The sequence below is a fragment of the Brevibacillus sp. DP1.3A genome (genome assembly GCF_013284245.2).
Classification (GTDB): Bacteria; Bacillota; Bacilli; order Brevibacillales; family Brevibacillaceae; genus Brevibacillus.
The window spans coordinates 5,852,531-5,874,399 of the sequence record NZ_CP085876.1; the positions used below are offsets into that span (position 1 = coordinate 5,852,531).

Below are 21,869 nucleotides of genomic sequence, written 5' to 3' on the forward strand. Positions count from 1 at the left end.
CTGTTCTACTTTTATCATGTTGGAGATCTTTGTATTTGGCAAGTACTTGCCTACGTCTATTGTAAGGAACGATTCGAACGGAACATCAGCAAGAACAGATAGGGAGCGCCTAACAACGCCACCACGACCCCCGCCGGAATATCTTTCGGGATCATGACGATCCTTCCCAGCAAATCAGAAGCAGCCAGCAATACAGCTCCAAGCATGGCTGAGACGACAACTGCACGGCGATGATGAGGTCCAACCAGCATACGTGCCGCATGCGGAGCGAGAAGACCGATAAATCCTACGGCTCCGACACTGGCAACTGCCGCTGAAGCGAGCAGCACTGCAATGACTGCCACAGACAATCTCGTCATCCGCACCTTTAACCCCAATCCAGTCGAGCTCTCGTCGTTAAATGACAAGAGGTCCACCCGACGTCCTAACCACCACGCGATCGGTGCTAAGACGAGGATCGCAGGCAACAGGCGACCTACTTCCATCCATCCCCGCCCATATGTACTTCCTGCCAGCCAAGTGAGTGCAGGGGCTGCCAAGATCATGGAATGTACGATCAAGATATTGATAAAGGCGGCACCTGCTGCAGAAACGGCAATACCTACTAGCGTCAAGATGATTGGATTGAGTCCCCTTCTCCAAGAGACCGCATACACAATCGCGGCAGAGATGATTCCCCCTACAACGGCCCCAAGCGGCATCCAAGCCGAGAGTTGAGGAAACACAAGGAGCACGATAATCGCCCCTACACCCGCACCGCTCGTGACACCGACAATCTGCGGATCAGCCAGCGGATTACGTACTGCACTCTGCATGAGACTTCCGCTGATCGCGAGTGCCACACCTGCCAACATCGCTGTTAACAGTCGCGGCATTCGAAGCTCAAGCACCAATTGACTGTACATCTCGTTTCCTTGTCCCATAAAAATGGCGATGATCTCTGTCCACGGCAAGTACAAGTTTCCGCTAGACAAGCTGAGCATCCAAACGACCACAAGCAGCACAGCAAGCGTACACACAATCAACGGATACGAAACTTTGCGTTGTGCTCCTCCGACGCTCATCGAGCCACCAGTCCCAGCACTCATACTGCGCGAGACACGCAAAGCCAGCCAGATCAACCATGGTCCACCAATAGCTGCCGTGATGGCTCCTGCCGGAAGTTCACCATAATGATTGATGAACATACGTGCAATCGTATCAGAAGCTACAAGCAGCGCTGCCCCCCAGATGGCACAGAGCGGTAACAGCCATCTATGCTGCGTGATGCCGGACAATCGTACCAGATGCGGCGCCACAAGTCCGATGAAACCGATTGGCCCGACCACACTGACACTGACGCACGTAACCAAGATCGCAATAAACATGGTGAAAAGCCGTGTTTTTGCCACCTTTTGCCCCAATGATTTCGCCGTTTCTTCATTAAAGCTAAGTACATCCAGCTGCCTAGCCATGAAAAAGCTGACCAAAATCCCAACTACAATCCAAGGCCAACTAAATTCTACACCCGACCAGTCATTTTGTTTCAAGGAGCCTGAGCCCCAGAGGAAAATGCCATTTGTCGTTTCTTCGTTAAACAAGATGATGGCACTCGTCAAGGAGGAGTACACCAAGGTGACAATCATCCCGGACAATGCCACACGCACTGGCGAACCTTTTCGCCCGCCAGACATGAAATATACGGTAACGGCTGCGAGTATTCCGCCCGCCATCGCAAAGGGAAGCGGGTGTTCATGCAAGAATGATGGCCAAAAAACCATCCCGAACACCACGAAGAAATAGGCACCCGCATTTACGCCCAGTGTCGTTTCCGAAGCGAGTGGGTTTCGTGTCACCGTCTGCATCAATGCTCCGGCAATAGCCAATGCTGCACCAGACAAAAGCCCCATGACCGTTCTTGGAAGCCTGACACCTTGTATCATATGGTGATCGGAAATGTCTTGCGGAGCAATAATGGCCTGTACGACAGAACGCAGAGAAATGTCTGCCATCCCCTGTGTCAAACTGACAAATGTAAGCACTAACAGAGCGACAAGTCCACCCCCTAACATCAAGAACAATCTCCAGCCCCCTCTTTGTGAGGAAGTGGCTGGAGTGATGTCAGTTCGTGTAAACTTTTTATTTTTGGCCAAACTCATTATTTTACCAACAGATCTACAGCTTTATTCGCGAGAATCTTTGCAGACATGGTACCACCATACGGCCACAGATCTCCGCCCAGAGCATAGACGCGATTTTCTTTCACAAAAGTAAGACCGTTCCAAACTGGGTTGTTCTTCAATTGATTCTCAATCACGTTGTCATCATTTTGAATGATATGGAGGAAATTCGCATCCTGCAACGCTGGAAGTGCCTCCACATCTGCCAGTGTCATTCCTGTTTGCTCAAATTTCTTAGGCTTATACTTATTTGTCAGACCAATATTAATCAAGATGCTTGCTGCTGTAGAGTTATCCGTAGACAAACGGAATTCTACCGCATTTTGACTGCTGTAGCCCATCGCGAGGACGAATGGAACTTTATCTGCACCAGCCTTGGTCAACTTTTCTTTTGCTTCCGCATAAGTCTTGTCGAGGTCTTTCAAAGCGACTTCGGCTTCTGCATTTTTACCCGTGATATCCGCAATTTGCTTGAAGATCTCGATCATTCGATCATACTGTGATCCCTGACCTTCAGCCGGATTCGTATCAAAAGCAATCGTTGGAGCAATTTTACTCATTTCGTCGTAATTCGCTTCTACATTTCGTTTAATACCGATAATCAAATCTGGCTTCAACATCATGATCGATTCCAGGTTTGGTGAAGTACGACTCCCTACATCCACTACTTCAGGAGCAATCTCCACAGGGAGCTTCACCCATTTTTTCATATTAGGGATATCTGCAATCCCTACAGGCTGAATACCAAGAGCCAACAAATGCTCTGCTGAGCTCCATTCCAATGCAACGATACGCTTAGGAGTGCCTTTGATAGTCGCCTCTCCCATCATGTGCTTCACTGTGCGCACTTGCTCTTCAGCCGGCTTCGCCGCGTCAGGCTGAGCTGTAGCAGCTTGGTTGGAACCAGATTGTGCAGTTGACCCTGCATTACCGCAAGCAGCAAGTAGCAGCATCGCAGACAAAAATACAAGAATCACTGGTAATTTCATAAGACGCATGAAAAATTTCCCCCTTACTTTTCTAGGTGATACTTCGAATGATAAAGGATGTTGCATGATGGACATGATTTCCAATCAATCATTAAATATGATAATGATTATCATTATCTTTGTCAACTGTGGGATGTGTTCAAAGACTTAGGCTCGCATGATCATTCGCTAACGGGCAGGAAAGTTCAAAAATCCAAAGCCAGTCTAACACTTTATTTTCGTCCTTTTGCTATTAAGACGGGCTTCCAGTCCTAGCTTTATCTGTAGCCAGACGGCCCCATGCTGTACCTTTTTTGTATTTCGATCAGATCTCGTGGCGAAATACTCGCGCAGCTTTTTTTCGTCAGGCCCTATCAGGTATATTTTAATTGGTGGAGCCGCTGTGTTAGCCGTAGCCGAAACCGGGGTCGAGAATACTTCATATGGTAGTGATAAAACGTAAAGGGGCTATCTAGAAAGTCAGTCTAAGCCGACTTTCTAGATAGCCTCACTCCAAAACAACTTTGGCATCTAAACAGGTTCAGTCTACAACACTATTTCCTACAAACAAAGATAGCAGATTAGAGCTCTTGCTTCTTCGTAGGAATAATCTCTCCCGTTTTCACATCTATTCCAATAGTGATAGATTGTTTGGGATCTTTTCCAGTAAACGTAAGGTTATATCTGCTAAATTTGTTTACAAAGTTGTCTACAATATTGGCACTTGAAATTACATAGGATTTTGCTTCTGGACGTGAGGCATAGAATTTATCTACCCCGGATTTTACATTTGGGTATGATAGAACTGTAGCAGCATCCAATGATTGTATGGTATAGCTAAGGTTCCCCGTTTTCGAATCTATTGCAAAGTGAAAAAAGTTTTTTGAATCTTTTTCAAGTCTAATAACATACTTATCATACTCACCTTTTGAAACCACATCTTGATAAGCAATGATCTCATAAGATTTTGTTTCTGGAAACTGTGCATAGACGTTATCAATTGCTGCTTTCACAGCCTTGTCGGCAAGAGCTTCGGAAGCTGAGAGCTTTTTGTAAGTTCCTGCATACAATTCTTCGTTTTGAGCTACAGTCTTTTGAGTTGGCTTTTCATTTGCACTTACTACTAAAGCTCCAGATAGGGAAATCGCAGTAGCCAATCCTAAAGCTGCCAAACATACGGATGTTTTTTTAAGGTTTTTTTTCATACCAATTCTCCTTCGCGTTTATGATTTCTTTCATAGGTATAAGTTAGAAAAAACTTCTAAAATATAAAGTGGGATAAACTTAAAATTTTCATTAAAGTTCTTTGGTCAAATAGCTTATCCCATGTTTTTGTCCCTTTAGCAAGTTGAATGGTCCTTTGCTTATAACGGTCCGGTTAAAAGACAAAAAATCCCCCTCAAATGAGGAGGATTTTTCCGATTAACATTACGCTTCTTTTGGCAACACAATTCCACGATAAAGCTGAACCGTGATGTAATAGTAAATCGCATAGATCACAACGAAAATCAGCGTTGGAATCCAGATGTTCAGATACGGATCCAAGAGGATGAACGAGAACATCTCCATACCGATCAATACATGCATCAGACCGATAATCGCTGGGAAAATGAATACCATGAACAGCTCTTTATAGATCGAACCTACCAGCAACGATTGACGTACGCCGATTTTTCTCAGCATGCTGTAACGGTCTTTGTCACGGGAAGCACCGGACAAGATTTTGAACATCAAGCAGCTCGCCATCATCGCCAGGAAGGCAATTCCGAGGAAGAAGCCCATGAACATCGTCCCGCTTGTGAAAATATACATGCTCGCATACGTGCTGTATTTGGAAGAAGTGTATACGTCTTTCGCTTCCACATTTGTGATAGACCCAATCAATTGCTTTTGACGTTCATCCATTGCTTTTAATTCCTGCGTGTATTTCAAATAGTCGTCTACCTTAGCAAGAAGAACCTTGTGTTCACTTCCAGTGGTTTGCTCATACGTCGCCTGATCCACAACCAGAACAGATTTGCTCTCAATCATCTGGTAGTTGATAAAATTAGTGAATAACGCTTTGTCCCAATCCTCAGGAATGGCATCGTATTTACCTTTGTCTTCTTTTGACGCACTTACGATATACGTTTCTTTCGGAAGCGGATCTGTCACAAGTTTTGGCTTGTTGTCAGCAGAGTAATTTTGCATGCTGTTCGTGGAAATCAACAGCGGATTTGCCAGCAAGTCTTCCTTCAAGTAGTAATACGCCTTGTCGTCGACTTTGTATCGATACGTATTTTGCTCCAGGACGTTCATTTTTTTCAATGCCTGATAATCCGCTTCAACCGGATCATGCAGATTCACGTCATACACATGGAACACCGTAGTAAACAAATTGACGTTTTGCTGGAAGGCCAAGCCCCCTGCCATCGCCCCGACACCAAGCCCGATCAACATTGCTACTGTACCAAGGATTTTGGTCAGGTTGTTCACCCGAAAGCGCAGCTGGGCAAAGGTAAATGCGTTCAACTTGCTATCATTCAGCTTTTTATTTTTCTTCAAAGCCTGTACAAGAACTGGCAACAACGAGATGAAAATCAAATACGTCCCGATTGTGCATGAAATTGCCCCTACGACAAAGCCGAGTGCCTGCAGGTACATAAGCAAGTGCAAGCATGTGTAGCCCAAAGCCAACAGGATAACTCCAAGGATAGCGACTAAAACCGCTCCGATTCCTTTTGACTTGATTTTGTCATTTTGTTGCTCAGCACGGATGAGAGCGAGCTCAGTTGCACGAGCCAAACGAGTCGCATTAATCGTGGATGTGATGATAAACAGGATGAGGAAGAATCCCCATGTCACCCAAACCGCTGGCAGATATAAAGGATAGTACCCCTCTGTCGAAATCTCCAGCATATTCATGAGCAAAACGCCGATACCGCTTGCAAGCGCAATACCAACCAGGCTTCCAATCACTAAGGAAATGATTCCCATCGTCAAAGTTTCCAAGAACAAAATCTGGCTGATTTTCCCCTTCTTCGCCCCTAAAACCATGTACATTCCGAGCTCTTTGCGCCGCAGCGAGAGTAGGAATGAGTTGGCATAGAAGATATAAAAAATCGTGATAAACGCCAGCAGGAACGCCCCTACATTGAAAACGATCTGAATCGAAGAGATCATCGAGTTGTTCTTCGTGTAATCAGAATTGAGGGCAAGCGTCTGGAACATGTAAAAAATCGAAATGGAGATGACCAGACCCACAAGCAGAACCAGATAGTCCTTCATCATCTTCCGCATACTGGACAAGGATAGCTTTAAAAGCATGAAACGTTACCTCCTAGCGTACATCATGTGATGCACCTAGCTCGGCCAGTACATCCAGAATTTGTTTGAAAAATTGCTGACGATCCCCCGTACGTTGAATCTCGGTGTACAGCTTGCCGTCCTGAATGAACAAGATACGTTTGCAATAACTCGCAGAAAACGCATCATGCGTAACCATCATGATGGATACTTGGTAGTTCTCGTTCAAATCTGTCATCGTTTCCAGCAAGCTTTTCGCATTCTTCGAGTCGAGGGCGCCTGTCGGTTCGTCCGCCAGCAAAATCGCAGGATCATGCACAAGTGCGCGTGCTGCTGCGGCGCGTTGTTTTTGTCCTCCAGAAATTTGAACCGGATATTTTTGCAAAATCTCTTCGATCCCGAGTGTTTGTGCTACTTTACTTACTTTGGTGCTGATCTCTTTGGAAGGGACACCTTGCAAAGACAGCGGCAGTGCAATGTTCTCATACACGGACAAATTCTCTAGCAGGTTGAAATCTTGAAAGATAAAGCCGAGCTTTTGCGAGCGAAAATCTGCGAGCTGGTCACGCTTCATCTGTGTAATGTTCGTTCCCGCAATTTCAATAAAGCCTTCCGTTGGACGATCCAGTGTGGAAATCACGTTAAGCAGAGTCGTCTTTCCCGAACCAGATGGCCCCATGATTCCCACGAACTCTCCTTTATCTATGGTCAGCGATACGCCTTTTAAGGCATGCGACTGGCTTTCACCTTTTGTCCCATATATTTTTTGAACGTCTTTCACTTCTAGTACAGCAGTACTCATTCTACGTTCCTCCATTCTATCTATTGGCTAGCGTTCGTTGTTTCCGTCGCTATTAACTGTAACCAAATTCCAGAATAGGAGCTATTGATGTTCCTTACAGTTACCTTTACATTTTGTAAGGTTTATTACGTGAGACGAAAAAAAGCCATCCGACGAGGGATGGCTTCCGTTGTAAGCTATTTTTTACTTTTGTTCTCTTCGTGTCTTTTGATCAGCATATCTACGATCATATCAATATGTGCTGTGATCGCGATTGGGTCATAGCGATAGAATGTATCGTAGTCGTTGTAGAAAATCTGATTGTTTTTGGCGGCAGGGGTCGCTTTCCAGACAGCGGACTCCTGTAAGGTTTTCAAGGCTTCGCTATTTTTTTCCGGATTGTAGAAAGTCACGAACATGTAATCCGCAGCGTACTCTGGCAAGGTTTCCATCGACAGCTGTACGGTTTGCTCTTTGGATTTGTCTGCGTGCGGCATTTTCAGCTTCAATGCATTGTACACTGTTTGTCCACCGCGCCCTGCGTTGTCGCCGAAGATCCACAAATCTCCTTTGTTGGTCAGCTCGTAGAGACCGACAGTCGCATTCTCATCCACGATGCCTTTCAATTTTTCGCGACCCTCGGCAGCCTTCTTGTCAAAGTCTGCAATGAACTTGTCTGCCTTGTCTTTATCGCCAACCACTTCTCCGAACAATTTGACCGTATCGTAAATGTTAGTCGCCGTACCGTACGGGAGATAAACGGTTGGAGCGATTTTGGACAAGGCTTCATAATTGTCATCATACATGACGACGATGAGGTCAGGAGCGAGCTCTAACGTTTTCTCCACATTGATCCGCGGGCTACCTACGTCCTGCGCATTTTTTAATTGTTCCACGGTAAATGGGCTTTTGAAAGCTTCCGTCTCTGCACCGATTACATTTCCGCCTACTGCAATCAACTCGCCTGCGTAGTAGTCTGTCACAATACGTTGTGGCTTGTCAGGAATTTGAATCGTTCCTTTTGGTGTTTCGATGCTGCGCATTTTGTTCTCAGTAGGGGCTTCTGTTGACTTGTTAGCTGGCTTGGAAGCAGAATCCGTCGCGGGTGCTGGCGTTGCCGTATTTGCTCCACCACATGCTGTCAAAAAAAGCGAGAACACAAAAATGACAGCAAGGACAGCTTTTACTGTTTTGTTCGTAAGCATGATGGGCCTCCCTTATGTACGTTTGTAAGATAGATGTAAGAAATGCTTTTATCGATATTGATTATCATTATCGTCAAAACTATAACAAAGAGTATTTTTACTGTCAATCGCTCGAGCTTTGCGAAAAGAGGCAAAAAAATCCCTTTCTCAGAAAGGGATTAGTTGCCGGAGCGGCTTTGTTTGATCATATCGTCCATCTTTACAAAGGTGTAGCCTTTGCTTTTCAGACTTTCCAGTACAATCGGGAGTGCCTCAATCGTATGGATGTCATCGAGCATATGCAGCAAAATGACACTGCCATTTTTCGTCTTGCTCATGACGCCATTTACAATATCTTGGGCACTGTTTTTCTTGTCCCAATCCAATGTGGTGACATCGTACAACGCAATGACCTTGTAACCCGTGGCCGCAATCACTTTGGCTGTATGATCGTCTACTACGCCAGTCGGCGGACGGAACAGCATGACGGGCTGCTGTTGGATCGCTTCGGTAATGACCTGGTGTGCTTTGACCACGTCCTTCTGCAATTCTTCCGTTGTCAGCGTCGTTATGACCGGATGGTTATAAGAATGGTTTGCCACATCATGACCACCCTCCACCATCGCTCTCGCCAAATTCGGATTGTTCTCCACCCCTTTTGCCCGCAAGAAGAACGTCGCTTTGACATCATGCTCTGCCAAAATATCTAATAGTTTCGTTACGGTTTTGTCGCTTCCCCAGTCATCAAAGGTTAGCGCGATCTGTTTTTTATTTGTGTCGACTTGATAGACGAGCTCGTACTTGGCATTTTCGAATTGCGGATTCAGTTTTGCTGCGTCAAAGCCCGGTATTTGTTCCAGCGGCTTGCGTTCCCCGCCGTTTTTCACCATTTCACTGAGCGGGACAAACTGGTAGCCAATATCCGTTGCTGCCTTGGCGATCAACGGGATGGACGGAATCACCTCAGGATTTATGTCTGTATTGAGTGAGATAATGCTGCCTCTGGACATGTAGCGAGCTATGTAATCTCCGATGGTTTTGGCGTCTTTCTGCAAATCACGGTCCTTCGGGTTGATGTTGTAGCTAACGACCGCTTCCATCCCAAGATGGGCGGCTGCCATACGAACGTCATCCGTCACATCTCCAGATTTGGTTCTCACATAGCGAGGCGAAATACCCGTCTCGCGTTTGATTATCTCATTACTCAACTGAATCTCCCGATAAATCTGCTCGTAGCTGAGCTTGCTCATATCCAGTTGATTCAGTGTGTTGTTTTGGATTTCATGACCGCGGGTCAAAATGTCCTTTGCGATGTTTGGCTCCTCGGCAACCCGCATGCCCGGGAGAAAAAAGGTTGCTTTGATCTTATGAGTATCTAGCTGATCCAAAAGACTTTTCATCATCTTATCGTCGCCCATGCCGTTAAACGTCAGAGCTAGTTCCTTGCGCCCCGTGTATACATGAGACAGTGCCTTGCTTTTTTCACCCGTGTATCGAGTGATTTTCTGTTTCTTCTCTGTCTTCTGGCGCTCAGTGGATTCATCTTTGCTCGCAAACATCGAGCATCCGGAGACGAGCACGACTGTCAAGAGCAGTGCAATTCCTTTGCACAGTTTGGTGGAAATAATCATTTATGACTCCTTATCAACTGCCATAGCTAAAATTATACTCTGTTTAGCATTTTTGGTAGAGTAGATAATCTTTCCATTTTATAACAAAAAAAGGCGGATCTGCTCCGCCTCTTTTTCTTCCATTTCTGCTTACTCCTGAATACTCACCTTGCCCCCATCCGTAAGCAGCGTCTGTCCTTTTACCACGACTTTATCTCCGTTCGCTAGGCCGGATACTGCTTCAATCAGCTCGCTTGTCGAGTTACCCGTCGACACTTCTACTTGCTTGGCTGTTTCCCCTTCCAGCTTGAACACATATTGTCTGCCTTCACGATCAAATACTGCCTTGCGAGGAATGACCAGTGACTTCGCTCCTTCTGAGCCTTGCGGGAAGGTAACATTCACGACCATATCGGACTTCAATTCATTGGAAGGATTCGGGATCGTAATTTCTACTGGATAGGCCTTGAGCTGCGAATCCATGACCGGACTAATCGCCGTTACTTTTGCATCAATCGTTTTGCCTGTAGATTGCACGTTTACTTTGACGACTGTTCCTACCTTTACTTTCGTCACATCTGCTTCGGACAAATTCGCTTTGACCACAAGTGGATTCGTTTTGACGACGGTCACAATCGGTTGCTGGCCTGCCATCTGCCCTACTGCTCCGGTCACGCTTGCGACAAATCCGTCGATTGGGGAGACAACCGTTGCATTCGCCAATTGCTCACGAGCATTTTGCAGTCTGACCTCGGACTCCGTTACACTCGCTGCCGATACTTGCACACCTGTTTTTTGTTTTGCGCCTTGCAGCTTCTGCTTTGCATTGTCATAGGAAATCTGTGCTTTTGTGAGCGTTGTATTTGCCTCATCCATTTTCTCAGCAGCAATTGCTCCCTGAGCAAACAGCTGCTGATTACGTTGTTGATTCAGTTTTGCGTCTGCAAGCCCTCGTTCTGCTTCCGTCAAATCATTTTGTGCTTCCACCAAGCCTTGGTTAGAGGTGCTGCCTGCTTGGTTTAAGTTCGCTTTTGCCACACGGAGAGATGCTTCTTGTTCTCTTACACTGTTAGACAACTCATTCGTATCGAGTGTAAACAATAATTGTCCTTTTGTTACGGCCTGACCCAGCTTTACTGGGAGTGATGCAATTTTCCCGCCAGTTTTTGGTGACATTTGGACTTCCTCACTCGGTGCCAATTTTGCTGTCAGTCCAGACTCAGATGTGACCACACCTTGTGCCACTGTTGCAACCTGTACAGGGGTAACCGTTTCTGCTGGTTGGGCAGCAGTCGTCGTCGCATCCTCCTGGCTTGCGCAGCCTGTGATCAAAGTAAGGGAAAGTAGCGCCACAATCGCGATTCTTTTATTTATGATCATGAATGGTTCCTCCTCTTTTCTCATGCATTTGTCGATTCCAAAGTGGTAAGGCTTTTCTTTTCCTGCTTTTGCTTGCGTTTGTTACGTCTCTTTTGTCCCATCTCGTCAAACCATACGGTAACCACAGGTACGAGTATCAGTGTGATCATGGTGGAGAAGATCAGACCATACATGACAGTAGTAGCCATTGGCGCTTGCAGCTCTAAACCAGACCCAGCAGCAACCGAGAGCGGAGCAATAGCCATAATCGTCGTGAGGGTTGTCATCAAAATCGGGCGCAGACGAGCAGGTCCTGCATGTAAAATCGCTTCATGTAACTCCCAACCCTTTTCACGCAACTGATTGATCAAATCGATTAACACAATCGCATTGTTCACGACCAGACCGATCAGCAAAATGTACCCGATCAAAACAGATACGGTAATAGGCGTGCCTGTAAACAGAAGCCCCAATATGACCCCAGTAAGGCTCGGAGGAACCGAGAACATGATGATAAATGGACTGAAAAGGGATTCAAACTGAGCAGCCATGACCATGTACACAAGCACGACGGACAAGAGAATCGCAATACCCAGATTCACAAAAGAATTTCCCATATCCTCGCTTTGCCCACCCATTTCGATGGTGTATCCGTCCGGAACATTCAGCTTATTGATGATACTGGTAATTTCCGTCGAGGCCGCTTGCAGGTTATCCCCGATCAAATCGCTTGTGACCGTCACTTCACGCGTCATGTTTTTGCGCTCAATTGATGGTGGTACATCGACTTTGCTGATAGTCGCTACGGATGTGAGGCTGATTTGAGCGCCCGTCGGCGTGGAAATACGCAGGTTCTTCAAGTAATTGATATCTTCCTTATAGTCTTCTGGCAGCTTGAGATTGATATCAATTTCATCTTCGCCTGTACGATACTGGGTAACCGTTTGACCATGGAAAGAAGTTCGCACAGCAGAAAGGATTTCATTTGTTGTCAATCCGTACAAGCTCGCCTTCTCTGTATTGACCTTCACATCGAATTCCTGACTCATTTCCTGAACACTGGTAGATACGTTCATCGTTCCCGGTACCTTGGCTATTTCCCCTTTCACAATCTCGCTCAGTTCTGTTAAGACGTCCAGATCATCTCCGCGAATTTCAATCGAGATGGCTGCTCCGCCCCCCATACCACCGGAAAGGGATTTCACCTTGATATCTGCTCCTGCAATATGCTTGACTTGCTCTTGCAGGCCCACAGCTATTTCCTCTGTCGATCGCTGTCTCGTAGAAATCTCTCCTACATGCAGTTCGATCGTTGCGTTATGAGAAGTAGATGCACCGCTCTCTGAAATACCGTCGCCACCCCCGACCGAGGACTTGACCAATTTCTTTTCTGGCACCTGATTGACCACTTCTTCTACCTGCTTCATTACTTTTTCAGTTTCCGTCAAGATGGTACCCTTTGGCAGCTTGATCTCTACCTGGATTAATCCTTGGTCCATATCTGGGAAAAATCCTGCGCCGAGAGATGGAACTAGCAACAATGAGCCAATCAACATGGCAAAAGCAGATCCAATCACCGTTTTTCGATGACCCAATGCCCATTTGAGCACTCTTTGATAGCCTTTTTCTACTTTATGGAACCCGATATTAAACCAGATCAGTGGATTGAAGCCGCGATAGTTTTCGTGATTCGTATGCTCTGGTACTGTTTTTAACATGCGCGCACTCATCATCGGAACCAACAAGAAGGTGAAAACGAGTGCTGCGATGTGTGAGAAAACAACCGTCAATGCTAACGGTGCGAAAAGCTCAGCAACAATACCCTCTGTAAGCGCAATCGGTAAGAATACGCAAATTTGTGCCAATGCGGAAGCCATTACTGCCGTTCCTACTTCTTTGGAACCGATCAATGCCGCTTCCATCATGCTCTTGCCCTGCTCCCGTTGACGGAAAATGTTCTCCAGCATAACGACAGCAAAGTCTACTAATGATCCCAATCCGAGTGTGAGACCTGCTAGGGAAATCAGGTTGATTGTTTGACCTGTCATGTACATCAAGAGGAAGGTTGATATGATCGATACAGGCAAGACAATGACCGCAATGAGCATAGACGACAGGCTGCCCAAGAAGAAGAACAGCATAAGTACACCAATTGCACCACCTGCCAGAGCGTGTACCACCGTGTTGTCAACGGAGCTCTGAATGTATGTGGAGGTATCGAGAACGATACGTGTTTCTACATTTGCTGGAAGCGTGCTATTAATCTTCTCCAGCTCAGCCTTTACGTCTTTTGCGATTTTGATCGTATTGCCGCCGGTGCCTTTCATCACGGCAATTCCCAAGCTGGGTTTTCCATCAATGTAGCTCAAATTAGTCACTTCTTTGATGGTGTCTGTTACGTTGGCAATATCACTCAATCGGATGAAGCTCCCACCGACAGAGATCGGAGTGAGTGCAATGGTGTCCACATTGGTGAATTCACCTTGCACGCGAATACTGGTCTTTGCGTCACCTTCCCGTATCGCACCTGCTGATCCCGATACATTGCTGTTTTCTAATGCTGCCTTTATTTGATCCAAAGTCAGTCCGTAGGCGGCGAGTTTGGCTGGGTCCACGATGATGTCGACAATTCGCTCTTGCCCACCAGTGACAGTGACCGAAGCAACACCGTTAATTCGTTCCAAGCGAGTCTTAATTACATCATCCGCGATTTTTTTCAGTTTGTTGACATCTTGTTCTCCAGTTACAGCCAGATCAATGATCGGTTGGCTTGTCGGATCAAATTTCAACACCCTTGGTGAACCAGCTGATTCAGGCAAGCTCCCTCGGACCAAATCTACTTTATCTCGCATATTCAGTGTGGCTTGATCCATGTCTGTTCCCCACTTGAAATGGAGGATGACCGAGGAGGAGCCGTTCACAGAGGTTGATGTAACCTTGTCTAAATTCGGAACCGTACCTAATGCATTTTCGATCGGTTTGGTAACCAGCTTTTCTACCTCAGCTGGAGCCGCCCCCTCAACAGAGGTAACAACTACGGCGACCGGAGCATTTAACGACGGCATCAATTCAATAGCTAATCGAGGAAAGGTAACCAAACCAAAAATGAAGATGGCTACGGATATCATAATCATCGTGACCGGACGTTTAATGGATAGTTCGGATATATTCAAAATTTTCTCACCTCTTTGTTTGTAGGGAGCTCAGCATCTCAGCTCAGTATTTCTTTCTCCAAAATAAGCGCGCGCAAGGAATGCAGCGATGCAGGTGTGCTAGCACTCCCTTCTTGTCCCGTCCAATTCGCTGGCACACGCTCCGTCAATGCTGCCCACACAATTCTCCGATCCGATTTATCACGAAATCTGCGCACCAAGTTCATCTGTTCCAACCGATTGATTAAACCTGAGGTCGTACTATACGAAAGATCAATCGCCTTGCTGATTTCTCCCATTGTTTTCGGGCTTATCGCGATTTGCTCCAGAATGAGAACTTGTTGCCAGGTAATATCACTTGAATCCAATGCTTGCATGGAAAGCGTGGAAAACACGGTGCTCGTTTCCCGTAGAATCTTCGCTAACTGAAACAGTTCGTTCATAAAAGCCTCCTACCCATTCTCTATTTTTCGGACTATCGTTTGGGGTGTTCCCCTCCACAGATCAAATTGTACTTATACGATTCGTCCCCGAAGTCTATCGAGTAGTCAAATTGTGGAATTTGATTTTATCTATCCAGAGATAGAAGACCGTACACCCGGAGATAGACGACAGCGCATGCTAAAATGAAACTATAATGGTTACGTATTCCAAGAAAGGAGGTTGTCTTCTTGAACGCTTCAACTGCATCTATACGCTCCCGTTTCCTGCTCATTTGTTTTTTTGTATTGATCTCATTTTTTCTCATTCCAACTGCTTACATGCATGAACCCACCATTCCCTTTATCATCTCTCTGATCATCATCTTCTGCTTCCTGCTGGTGTTTCTCAGACCAAAAAAAAATTGGAGACCTTTTCAAAAAGACATCGCCATTATCGTTCTTGGTACCGTGTCATTTATAAAGGTTCTATATGTAGGGCAAGAGATCGGTCTATCCTTGCCATTAGTAGCTTTTATTGGATTTCACATTCTTGAACGCCGCGGATTGTACTATGCGATTTTTTTTGGCACATGCTCCTTTTCATACATGTTCTTTTATAAAGACTATATTTTTGAGGAGGTAATCGGTTATGTCGTGGCCTATATCGGATGGTATATAGGTGCACGAGGATTATCTCTTCAAAATCAAGCAAAGGAATCGAGTCAGCAGCATCTTAAACAATTGCAAGAGGCGCATGTTGAACTTCAGGAAGCTCATTCTGAACTTCAAGCAGCCTCTGTGAATACACTCCGTGCCGCTGTTCTGGAGGAGAGGACCAGAATCGCCCGTGATGTTCACGACGCCTTGGGACACAGTCTCACATCGTTAATCGTTCAATTGAATGCCTTGAAATACATGCTACAAGGCGGCCCCAGTGACGCACAGGAGGCTGTGCGAGACATGCTTTCGGTATCCAAGCAAAGCCTCGATGATATACGCTCGTCTGTACATACATTAGCCGCAGACAAATCCTCTCTGGGAATCACACCGCTGCGTATACTCTTATCACGAGCACAACAGCATACCGACATCAAAATGCAGTTGATCAGTCCCAATCCAGATATTCCGCTCTCACAGCAGATGACCATTACGCTTTACCGGATTCTCCAAGAAGCGATTACCAATTCCATTCGACATTCGGATGCAACAGAGATTTTCATCACGATTGAAAAAAAGCAAAACTTCCTATTCCTGGCTATTTGGGACAATGGGAATATTACGAATCATCATCAAATCAAACTGGGCTCTGGTTTAACAGGTATCGCAGAACAAACCAAGCAATTAAATGGAGACCTTTCCTATTCCATTCGAGAGCCCCACGGCTTTCAAATTGACATCAGCTTTCCGCTTTGATAAGCAAATAGCGATATATACGGAGGAATGCCAGCATGGTAAATCAAAACAAAAAAGAGACCATTCGTGTGGTCCTGGTCGATGACCAAACGATGATCCGTCAAGGATTGGGGTATGTCATAAAAATGCAGAAGGATATGGAAGTAAGCGGGGAGGCTTCTAATGGAGAAGAAGCCGTGAAGCTCGTAGGAGAAATCATTCCTGATGTAGTCTTAATGGATGTACAGATGCCGAACATGTCAGGAATCGATGCAACCCGAGAAATCACTCGCCTCCATCCTTCGATAAAAGTATTAATCCTCACAACCTTTGACACGTACGATTACATCGTAGACGGTATTCGAGCAGGTGCTGTCGGCTATATGCTAAAGGATTCCGATTCACAGGATATGTTGGACCTCATTCGCAGAGCCCATCAGGGAGAGGCACTTTTTTACACGGCTACTGCTGCCAAGGCTCTAGCGGAGGTTCTACAGTTTCAACAAAAGAATCACGAGTCTTCCTCTCATTTTGACTCTGATGCTGACTCTGTGCTTCCCCCTCTTGTCATGTTAGATCAGTTGACCGACCGAGAGCAGGACGTATTAGAGCAGCTATCCTACGGTAAACGGAACGATCAAATTGCGCAGCACTTGCTCATTGCCGAGGGAACCGTCAAGACGCATATCCATCGGATTTTGCAGAAAATGGGCGTAGAAGATCGTACACAAGCAGTTGCGAAGGCGATCCGGTATAAAATCGTGAAATAAGGAAGGAAACACAAAAAAACCCAAGCACCTAAGCCATGCTTGAGCGTTGATGCTGATTGAAATAGACGGCAGCTAGTCCATACTCCGTACCTATCCGATCTCCACTTCCAACAACGGCAATACTCTTCCGGGGAACACGGTAGACGCGATTTCTCCTACTCGCTTTGCTCCCCTCGACAAGTAAAACGGTTCTGCGTACGGGTCACTGTGGATGGTGATGACTGGGATATCCAGCTTTTGTGCCACCTCCACCATATGCTGCCACAGAGCCTTTCCGTAACCTTTTCCTACTGCCTCCGGTTCCATGAACAAAAAGCCTAATAGCCACTGCTCTTGCTCTGCATCCTTTTCCAGACTCATGAAGCCCTTGATGCTGCCCTCAGCCTCTAGCACATATACTTCGTGTTTCTCGATATAGACAGGTGATAGCGTCAGGTCGTCGCGACAGGCCTCCATGAATTCATCACTGTATCCCCAATAAGCTTTGGAGCGATAGGCTAGCTCGCTCAGTTCGCTTGCTTCATATCCTTTTGCTCTGCGGATGTTCATCTTGAGCCTCCCGTTTATACAATATTTGTAAACTACCTAGCGTTTACCTGATTCTTCACGTACAAAAAGAATCCTTCCCGCCCTCACGCACAAAAAAATGGTCATCGCAATGGACGACCATTTTTCCTCTCTTACTTTGCTTCCTTTTGACGATAGACTTCCTTCCCTTCAACCAAGGTCAGCACAACTTTCGCATCCTTGATTTGAGTGACCGGAATTTTAAACAAGTTTTTATCGAGCACGATGAGATCTGCCTTCTTGCCGACTTCGATCGAGCCTGTGATGTCATCCACGTGGTTGGCGTAAGCACCATCAATCGTGAAGCTGGCGATCATTTCCGCAAGTGTCGCACGCTCGTCTGGGTTGGCAATTTTGCTCGGATCGGTTACACCGTCCTCGATCCGCGTAATGCCTTGTTGAATGCCGTGCAGTGGATTGAATTCTGGCGTTACAATGTAGTCAGACGAAGAAGCTACATGCACCCCTTTATTCAGGAAGCTCTTCATCGGGTATTCTTTTTCTGCGCGTTCGCGACCCAAGTACGGTACTTCGATCTCATCGTAGTAGCCCTCTTCCTGCATAAACCAGAACGGCTGCACGATTCCGACTGCACCCAGCTTTTTGAAGCGCTCGATGTCTTTATCATTGACCAGTTGCAAGTGAACGAGCGAGTGGCGAGCATCGTGCTTGCCATTTTGTTTTTCAGCGAGCTCCATACCGTCCAGTGCAATACGGGTAGAAGCGTCCCCGATGGAATGGACGTGCAATTGGAAGCCTGCCTTGTCTACTGCGGCAGCTGTTTGATTGTAAACCTCTTGCTTCCAGATTAATTCTCCGTTTGTTTCTTTATGGACATATGGTTTTTCTAAGTAAGCTGTAGCACCTTCTACGACACCATCCAAGAAGATCTTAACGGCGTTGACTTGGAATAGCGGGTTTTGATTGCGCTCACGGATTTTTACGAATTCTGCGACCTGCTCAGGTCCTTTTTCCGGATTCGCTGTCAAAGCATTGCGGAAGCGGATGGTCAGCTTGTCCTCTTTCGCGAGCTCCTCGTATGCTTCCAGTACGTTCGGATAGCGCAGCATATCCGGGTCGCGCACGGTCGTTACACCGCGTTCAACCGCTTTTTCTTGGTAAGCTTCAATTCCGGACTTGTATTGTTGTACGGTGTATCCGCCGATTTTTGACAGTACCAGATCCATTGCGCTTTCACGCAACGTTCCAGATGGTTCTCCTGTTTTCGGATCGCGCTCGATAATGCCGCCCTCAGGATTTGGCGTGTCTTTCTTGATTCCGGCCAGCTTCATTGCCGCCGAGTTCACCCACAAAGAATGTCCATCATCCGAGGTCAGCGCGATTGGAGTCGTTGGAACGATCTTATCCAATACTTCCTTGCGCGGACCGATACCAGGCACTACCGGATTGCTCCAGCCGCGTCCTTGCAATGTTGGTTCGTTTGGACGCTCTTTTACGAATTTCTCGATGGTTGCAACGTATTCCTCGACAGAGCCTCCGTCAAACAAATCGATGGAGAAAATGAGTCCCGTCGTTTTGCTCGCATGCGTATGGCTGTCGATAAAGCCAGGCAGCACCATTTGGCCTTTCAGATCGATTACTTTCGTATCCTTGCCGATGTGTGCTTTTGCATATTCATCTGCGCCGACAAAGACGATTTCGTCACCGCGAATGGCCACGGCCTCTGCCCAGCTGTCCTTCGTGTCCACTGTGTAGACCGCGCCGTTGGTTAGCACGACATCTGCTGGCTGTTTTGTCTCTTGCGCTGCAAAAGCCGACATCGGGCTCATCAGCGCTGTGGCGAGCAATGCGCAGGTTAATTTTTTCCCAAACACGTTAAAATCCCACCTATCTATTTATCTAAGATGAAAAGAATGCCAAAACCGATTGTAGCATCGCAACTCTGAAAATTCCATGAAATCAGGTCGAAAATTAGTATTTTTCCCCGATTTATGCCGAAATCAGTCACATAATGACCACCTGAATTGGTCAAATTGGTAAAAGGTTAATTTGACTACGATAGATGAGTCATTGTATACTCGTAAATGTTTTAGTGGGTAAACATTTAACACCATATATAATTAAGTAGTGAAAACAGGAGAGGATACGATGCAAAGCCAGGTCAATTTTGAAGAACTTTATATACAACTCCAACGAAAAGTTTCGGCTGAGTCACACAAGCGTCTGGACCCACTCGTGTCAGGATCACAAGCCATGCTTTTGCGAATTCTAGATATGAACGGTCCGCAGAAGGCATCTTCTATTGCAGAACGTATGAATATTACCCCCGGAGCCGTTACGAGTCTCGCTGATAAATTGATTGCTTGCCGCTATGCCACGAGAAATCGCGACAGTACGGATCGTCGCGTCGTGCAACTGGACATAACCGATCAAGGAAGAGAAATCCTACGGCAATATAAAACCATCGTGAGAAATACCATTGAACAGTTTTTTGCAGGCGTATCAGATGAAGACAAGCAGCACTTAGTCCGCATCTATCATCAGGTTCTGAAGAATATAGAGCAACAAAGAGAGGAGCATCAAGATTGCAACAGCTAACAGACAAAAAGAAAGTGACGATTATGATCGCGATTATTACGGCCATGTTTTTCGCCGCGATCAACCAGACGATTATCGGGGTTGCCATGCCGCGTATTATTTCGAAGCTGGGTGGCATGGATTACTATTCGTGGGCGATTACGATTTATTTGCTGACCTCAACTGTCGCTTCTGTACTGGTTGGGAAGCTCTCCGATATATATGGAAGAAAACCATTTATTTTAACGGGTATCGGATTGTTTAGTATCGGAGCCTTGTTATCCGGGTTTTCCACCGATATTTTTCAACTGATTACGTATCGTGGCATTCAAGGGGCGGGTGCCGGGATCATCATGTCCACTGCTTTTACCGCCATGGGTGATCTGTACGAACCTCGTGAGCGTGCAAAATGGGGCGGTGTCATGAGTGCCGTCTTCGGCGTGTCCAGTGTGCTTGGTCCTCTGATGGGCGGCTATATCGTCGATCATCTCGACTGGCACTGGGTGTTCTGGATCTTCTTGCCGATTGGCGTAATTGCCTTCCTGTTGATCATGATTCATTTCCCGAAGGTACCGAAGCAAGAAGGAGAGTCTGTCGACTACTTCGGCTCGCTGTTCCTGACGCTTACCATCGTACCAATGCTGCTTGCCTTCTCATGGGCAGGAAATGGTCCGGGCAAATACGCTTGGGGCTCGTGGCAAATTATTGGTTTGTTTGCCGCCACAATCATTGCGTTGATCGTGTTTATTATGATTGAAATGAAAGTAAAAACGCCTGTACTTCCGCTGGGCTTGTTCAAAAACAGTATTTTTACTGTCTCCAATCTGGTCGGATTCTTCCTCAACGCAGGGATGATGGGCGCAATCATTTATGTGCCGTTCTTTGTCCAAGGGGTCAAAGGCATCTCTCCGACGATGGCTGGTTATGTGGCGATGCCAATGTCTATTGCCATGCTTGCAACCTCCGCAATCGCCGGACAAATCATGACCAAGACAGGAAAATATAAAAAGATGGCGCTGGGTGGACTTCTCGTCATGACCTTGGGCATGGTGCTGATGTATTTCATGTCGCCAACCACACCGATTTACTTGCTCGTGATCTACATGATCATTCTCGGTTTGGGGATCGGGATTGCTATGCCGGTCTTCTCCTTAACCGTGCAAAATGCAGTCGCACCGCAGCAACTGGGTGTCGCTACGGCAACGTCGCAGCTCTTCCGTAACCTCGGTGGGACCATTGGAATTGCTGTTATGGGAACCGTCATGAGTGCCAGCATGTCAGCGAAAATGACGCAACTGTCGGGAGCCATGGGTCAAGGGAACAATCCCGCAGCAGCTGATCCTGCTCTGGCAGAGAAGCTGGCGCTCTTTACGAATCCGCAAAATTTGTTGGATCAGCCGAAAATTGAAGCCACGTTGGCTAGTCTTCCACCGGATTTGCAACCGCTGTTTACTCACATGCTGGATATGATCCGGGAAGCGATGAGCTATGGGATTACGACTACGTTTTTGACTGGAGCAATCGTAGCGGGTATCGCTGTCATTATCGCGCTGTTCCTGAAGGAAGTTCCACTGCGTAGTGGGAAGATGGGACAGAAGCCGGAGGGCGAAGCAGGAAAGGCTTAATAGGAAAAGGAAGAGGGCACTTGTCCTCTTCCTTTTTTCATGGTGTATGGATTTGCT

16 protein-coding genes are annotated in these 21,869 nt (G+C 46.5%); 4 read left to right on the forward strand and 12 right to left on the reverse strand.

Annotation, left to right across the window (positions count from 1 at the left end; all coding sequences use genetic code 11):
- Positions 1 to 56: 56 nt before the first annotated feature.
- From fhuB to HP399_RS27105, 10 genes are all read right to left on the reverse strand, one after another.
- Positions 57 to 2,138 (reverse strand): Fe(3+)-hydroxamate ABC transporter permease FhuB, encoded by a 2,082-nt coding sequence (fhuB, locus tag HP399_RS27060; protein ID WP_173618224.1) that lies wholly within the window; start codon positions 2,136 to 2,138, stop codon positions 57 to 59.
- The gene (locus HP399_RS27065) at positions 2,138 to 3,157 is read right to left on the reverse strand and encodes an ABC transporter substrate-binding protein (protein WP_173618225.1); all 1,020 of its coding nucleotides are present in this window, start codon (positions 3,155 to 3,157) and stop codon (positions 2,138 to 2,140) included. Before HP399_RS27065 ends, fhuB begins: the two co-directional genes overlap by 1 nt.
- Before the next feature lie 551 nt (positions 3,158 to 3,708).
- Entirely contained in the window at positions 3,709 to 4,332 is a 624-nt protein-coding gene (locus tag HP399_RS27070) for a hypothetical protein (RefSeq protein WP_173618226.1), read from the reverse strand.
- A gap of 223 nt (positions 4,333 to 4,555) precedes the next feature.
- Positions 4,556 to 6,433, reverse strand: a complete 1,878-nt coding sequence (locus HP399_RS27075; RefSeq protein ID WP_173618227.1) for an FtsX-like permease family protein — start codon at positions 6,431 to 6,433, stop codon at positions 4,556 to 4,558.
- Between the two features lie 13 nt (positions 6,434 to 6,446).
- The gene (locus HP399_RS27080) at positions 6,447 to 7,214 is read right to left on the reverse strand and encodes an ABC transporter ATP-binding protein (RefSeq protein WP_173618228.1); all 768 of its coding nucleotides are present in this window, start codon (positions 7,212 to 7,214) and stop codon (positions 6,447 to 6,449) included.
- A 176-nt stretch (positions 7,215 to 7,390) separates the two neighbouring features.
- The gene (locus tag HP399_RS27085) at positions 7,391 to 8,398 is read right to left on the reverse strand and encodes an ABC transporter substrate-binding protein (RefSeq protein ID WP_173618229.1); all 1,008 of its coding nucleotides are present in this window, start codon (positions 8,396 to 8,398) and stop codon (positions 7,391 to 7,393) included.
- Between the two features lie 158 nt (positions 8,399 to 8,556).
- Complete coding sequence (locus tag HP399_RS27090) at positions 8,557 to 10,008, reverse strand: polysaccharide deacetylase family protein (RefSeq protein WP_173618230.1); 1,452 nt, start codon at positions 10,006 to 10,008, stop codon at positions 8,557 to 8,559.
- Between the two features lie 129 nt (positions 10,009 to 10,137).
- Positions 10,138 to 11,367 (reverse strand): efflux RND transporter periplasmic adaptor subunit, encoded by a 1,230-nt coding sequence (locus HP399_RS27095; protein WP_173618231.1) that lies wholly within the window; start codon positions 11,365 to 11,367, stop codon positions 10,138 to 10,140.
- Positions 11,368 to 11,387: 20 nt separating this feature from the next.
- On the reverse strand, positions 11,388 to 14,519 hold the full coding sequence (locus HP399_RS27100; RefSeq protein ID WP_173618232.1) for an efflux RND transporter permease subunit: 3,132 nt from the start codon (positions 14,517 to 14,519) through the stop codon (positions 11,388 to 11,390).
- A gap of 38 nt (positions 14,520 to 14,557) precedes the next feature.
- Positions 14,558 to 14,941, reverse strand: a complete 384-nt coding sequence (locus HP399_RS27105; RefSeq protein ID WP_173618233.1) for a MarR family winged helix-turn-helix transcriptional regulator — start codon at positions 14,939 to 14,941, stop codon at positions 14,558 to 14,560.
- Positions 14,942 to 15,169: 228 nt separating this feature from the next.
- On the opposite strand from HP399_RS27105, the gene HP399_RS27110 reads away from it, so the two are divergent.
- Positions 15,170 to 16,333, forward strand: a complete 1,164-nt coding sequence (locus HP399_RS27110) for a sensor histidine kinase (protein ID WP_173618234.1) — start codon at positions 15,170 to 15,172, stop codon at positions 16,331 to 16,333.
- Positions 16,334 to 16,368: 35 nt separating this feature from the next.
- On the forward strand, positions 16,369 to 17,082 hold the full coding sequence (locus HP399_RS27115; RefSeq protein WP_173618235.1) for a response regulator transcription factor: 714 nt from the start codon (positions 16,369 to 16,371) through the stop codon (positions 17,080 to 17,082).
- A 90-nt stretch (positions 17,083 to 17,172) separates the two neighbouring features.
- Here the strand turns inward: HP399_RS27115 and HP399_RS27120 are convergent, their stop codons facing one another.
- Positions 17,173 to 17,631 (reverse strand): GNAT family N-acetyltransferase, encoded by a 459-nt coding sequence (locus tag HP399_RS27120; protein WP_173618236.1) that lies wholly within the window; start codon positions 17,629 to 17,631, stop codon positions 17,173 to 17,175.
- A gap of 131 nt (positions 17,632 to 17,762) precedes the next feature.
- The gene (locus tag HP399_RS27125; RefSeq protein WP_173618237.1) at positions 17,763 to 19,484 is read right to left on the reverse strand and encodes an amidohydrolase; all 1,722 of its coding nucleotides are present in this window, start codon (positions 19,482 to 19,484) and stop codon (positions 17,763 to 17,765) included.
- Between the two features lie 274 nt (positions 19,485 to 19,758).
- Between HP399_RS27125 and HP399_RS27130 the strand changes: the two genes are divergently transcribed.
- Together HP399_RS27130 and HP399_RS27135 are read left to right on the forward strand one after the other, a co-directional pair.
- On the forward strand, positions 19,759 to 20,208 hold the full coding sequence (locus HP399_RS27130) for a MarR family winged helix-turn-helix transcriptional regulator (protein WP_217367603.1): 450 nt from the start codon (positions 19,759 to 19,761) through the stop codon (positions 20,206 to 20,208).
- Entirely contained in the window at positions 20,196 to 21,812 is a 1,617-nt protein-coding gene (locus tag HP399_RS27135; RefSeq protein WP_173618239.1) for a DHA2 family efflux MFS transporter permease subunit, read from the forward strand. The genes HP399_RS27130 and HP399_RS27135 overlap by 13 nt, the downstream gene beginning before the upstream one ends.
- Positions 21,813 to 21,869 lie beyond the last annotated feature (57 nt).

Coding starts and splice junctions, on each gene's coding strand:
- fhuB (WP_173618224.1), bottom strand. CDS start 2,138: ATGAGTTTGGCCAAAAATAAAAAGTTTACACGAACTGACATCACTCCA.
- HP399_RS27065 (WP_173618225.1), bottom strand. CDS start 3,157: ATGCGTCTTATGAAATTACCAGTGATTCTTGTATTTTTGTCTGCGATG.
- HP399_RS27070 (WP_173618226.1), bottom strand. CDS start 4,332: ATGAAAAAAAACCTTAAAAAAACATCCGTATGTTTGGCAGCTTTAGGA.
- HP399_RS27075 (WP_173618227.1), bottom strand. CDS start 6,433: ATGCTTTTAAAGCTATCCTTGTCCAGTATGCGGAAGATGATGAAGGAC.
- HP399_RS27080 (WP_173618228.1), bottom strand. CDS start 7,214: ATGAGTACTGCTGTACTAGAAGTGAAAGACGTTCAAAAAATATATGGG.
- HP399_RS27085 (WP_173618229.1), bottom strand. CDS start 8,398: ATGCTTACGAACAAAACAGTAAAAGCTGTCCTTGCTGTCATTTTTGTG.
- HP399_RS27090 (WP_173618230.1), bottom strand. CDS start 10,008: ATGATTATTTCCACCAAACTGTGCAAAGGAATTGCACTGCTCTTGACA.
- HP399_RS27095 (WP_173618231.1), bottom strand. CDS start 11,367: ATGATCATAAATAAAAGAATCGCGATTGTGGCGCTACTTTCCCTTACT.
- HP399_RS27105 (WP_173618233.1), bottom strand. CDS start 14,941: ATGAACGAACTGTTTCAGTTAGCGAAGATTCTACGGGAAACGAGCACC.
- HP399_RS27115 (WP_173618235.1), top strand. CDS start 16,369: ATGGTAAATCAAAACAAAAAAGAGACCATTCGTGTGGTCCTGGTCGAT.
- HP399_RS27120 (WP_173618236.1), bottom strand. CDS start 17,631: ATGAACATCCGCAGAGCAAAAGGATATGAAGCAAGCGAACTGAGCGAG.
- HP399_RS27130 (WP_217367603.1), top strand. CDS start 19,759: ATGCAAAGCCAGGTCAATTTTGAAGAACTTTATATACAACTCCAACGA.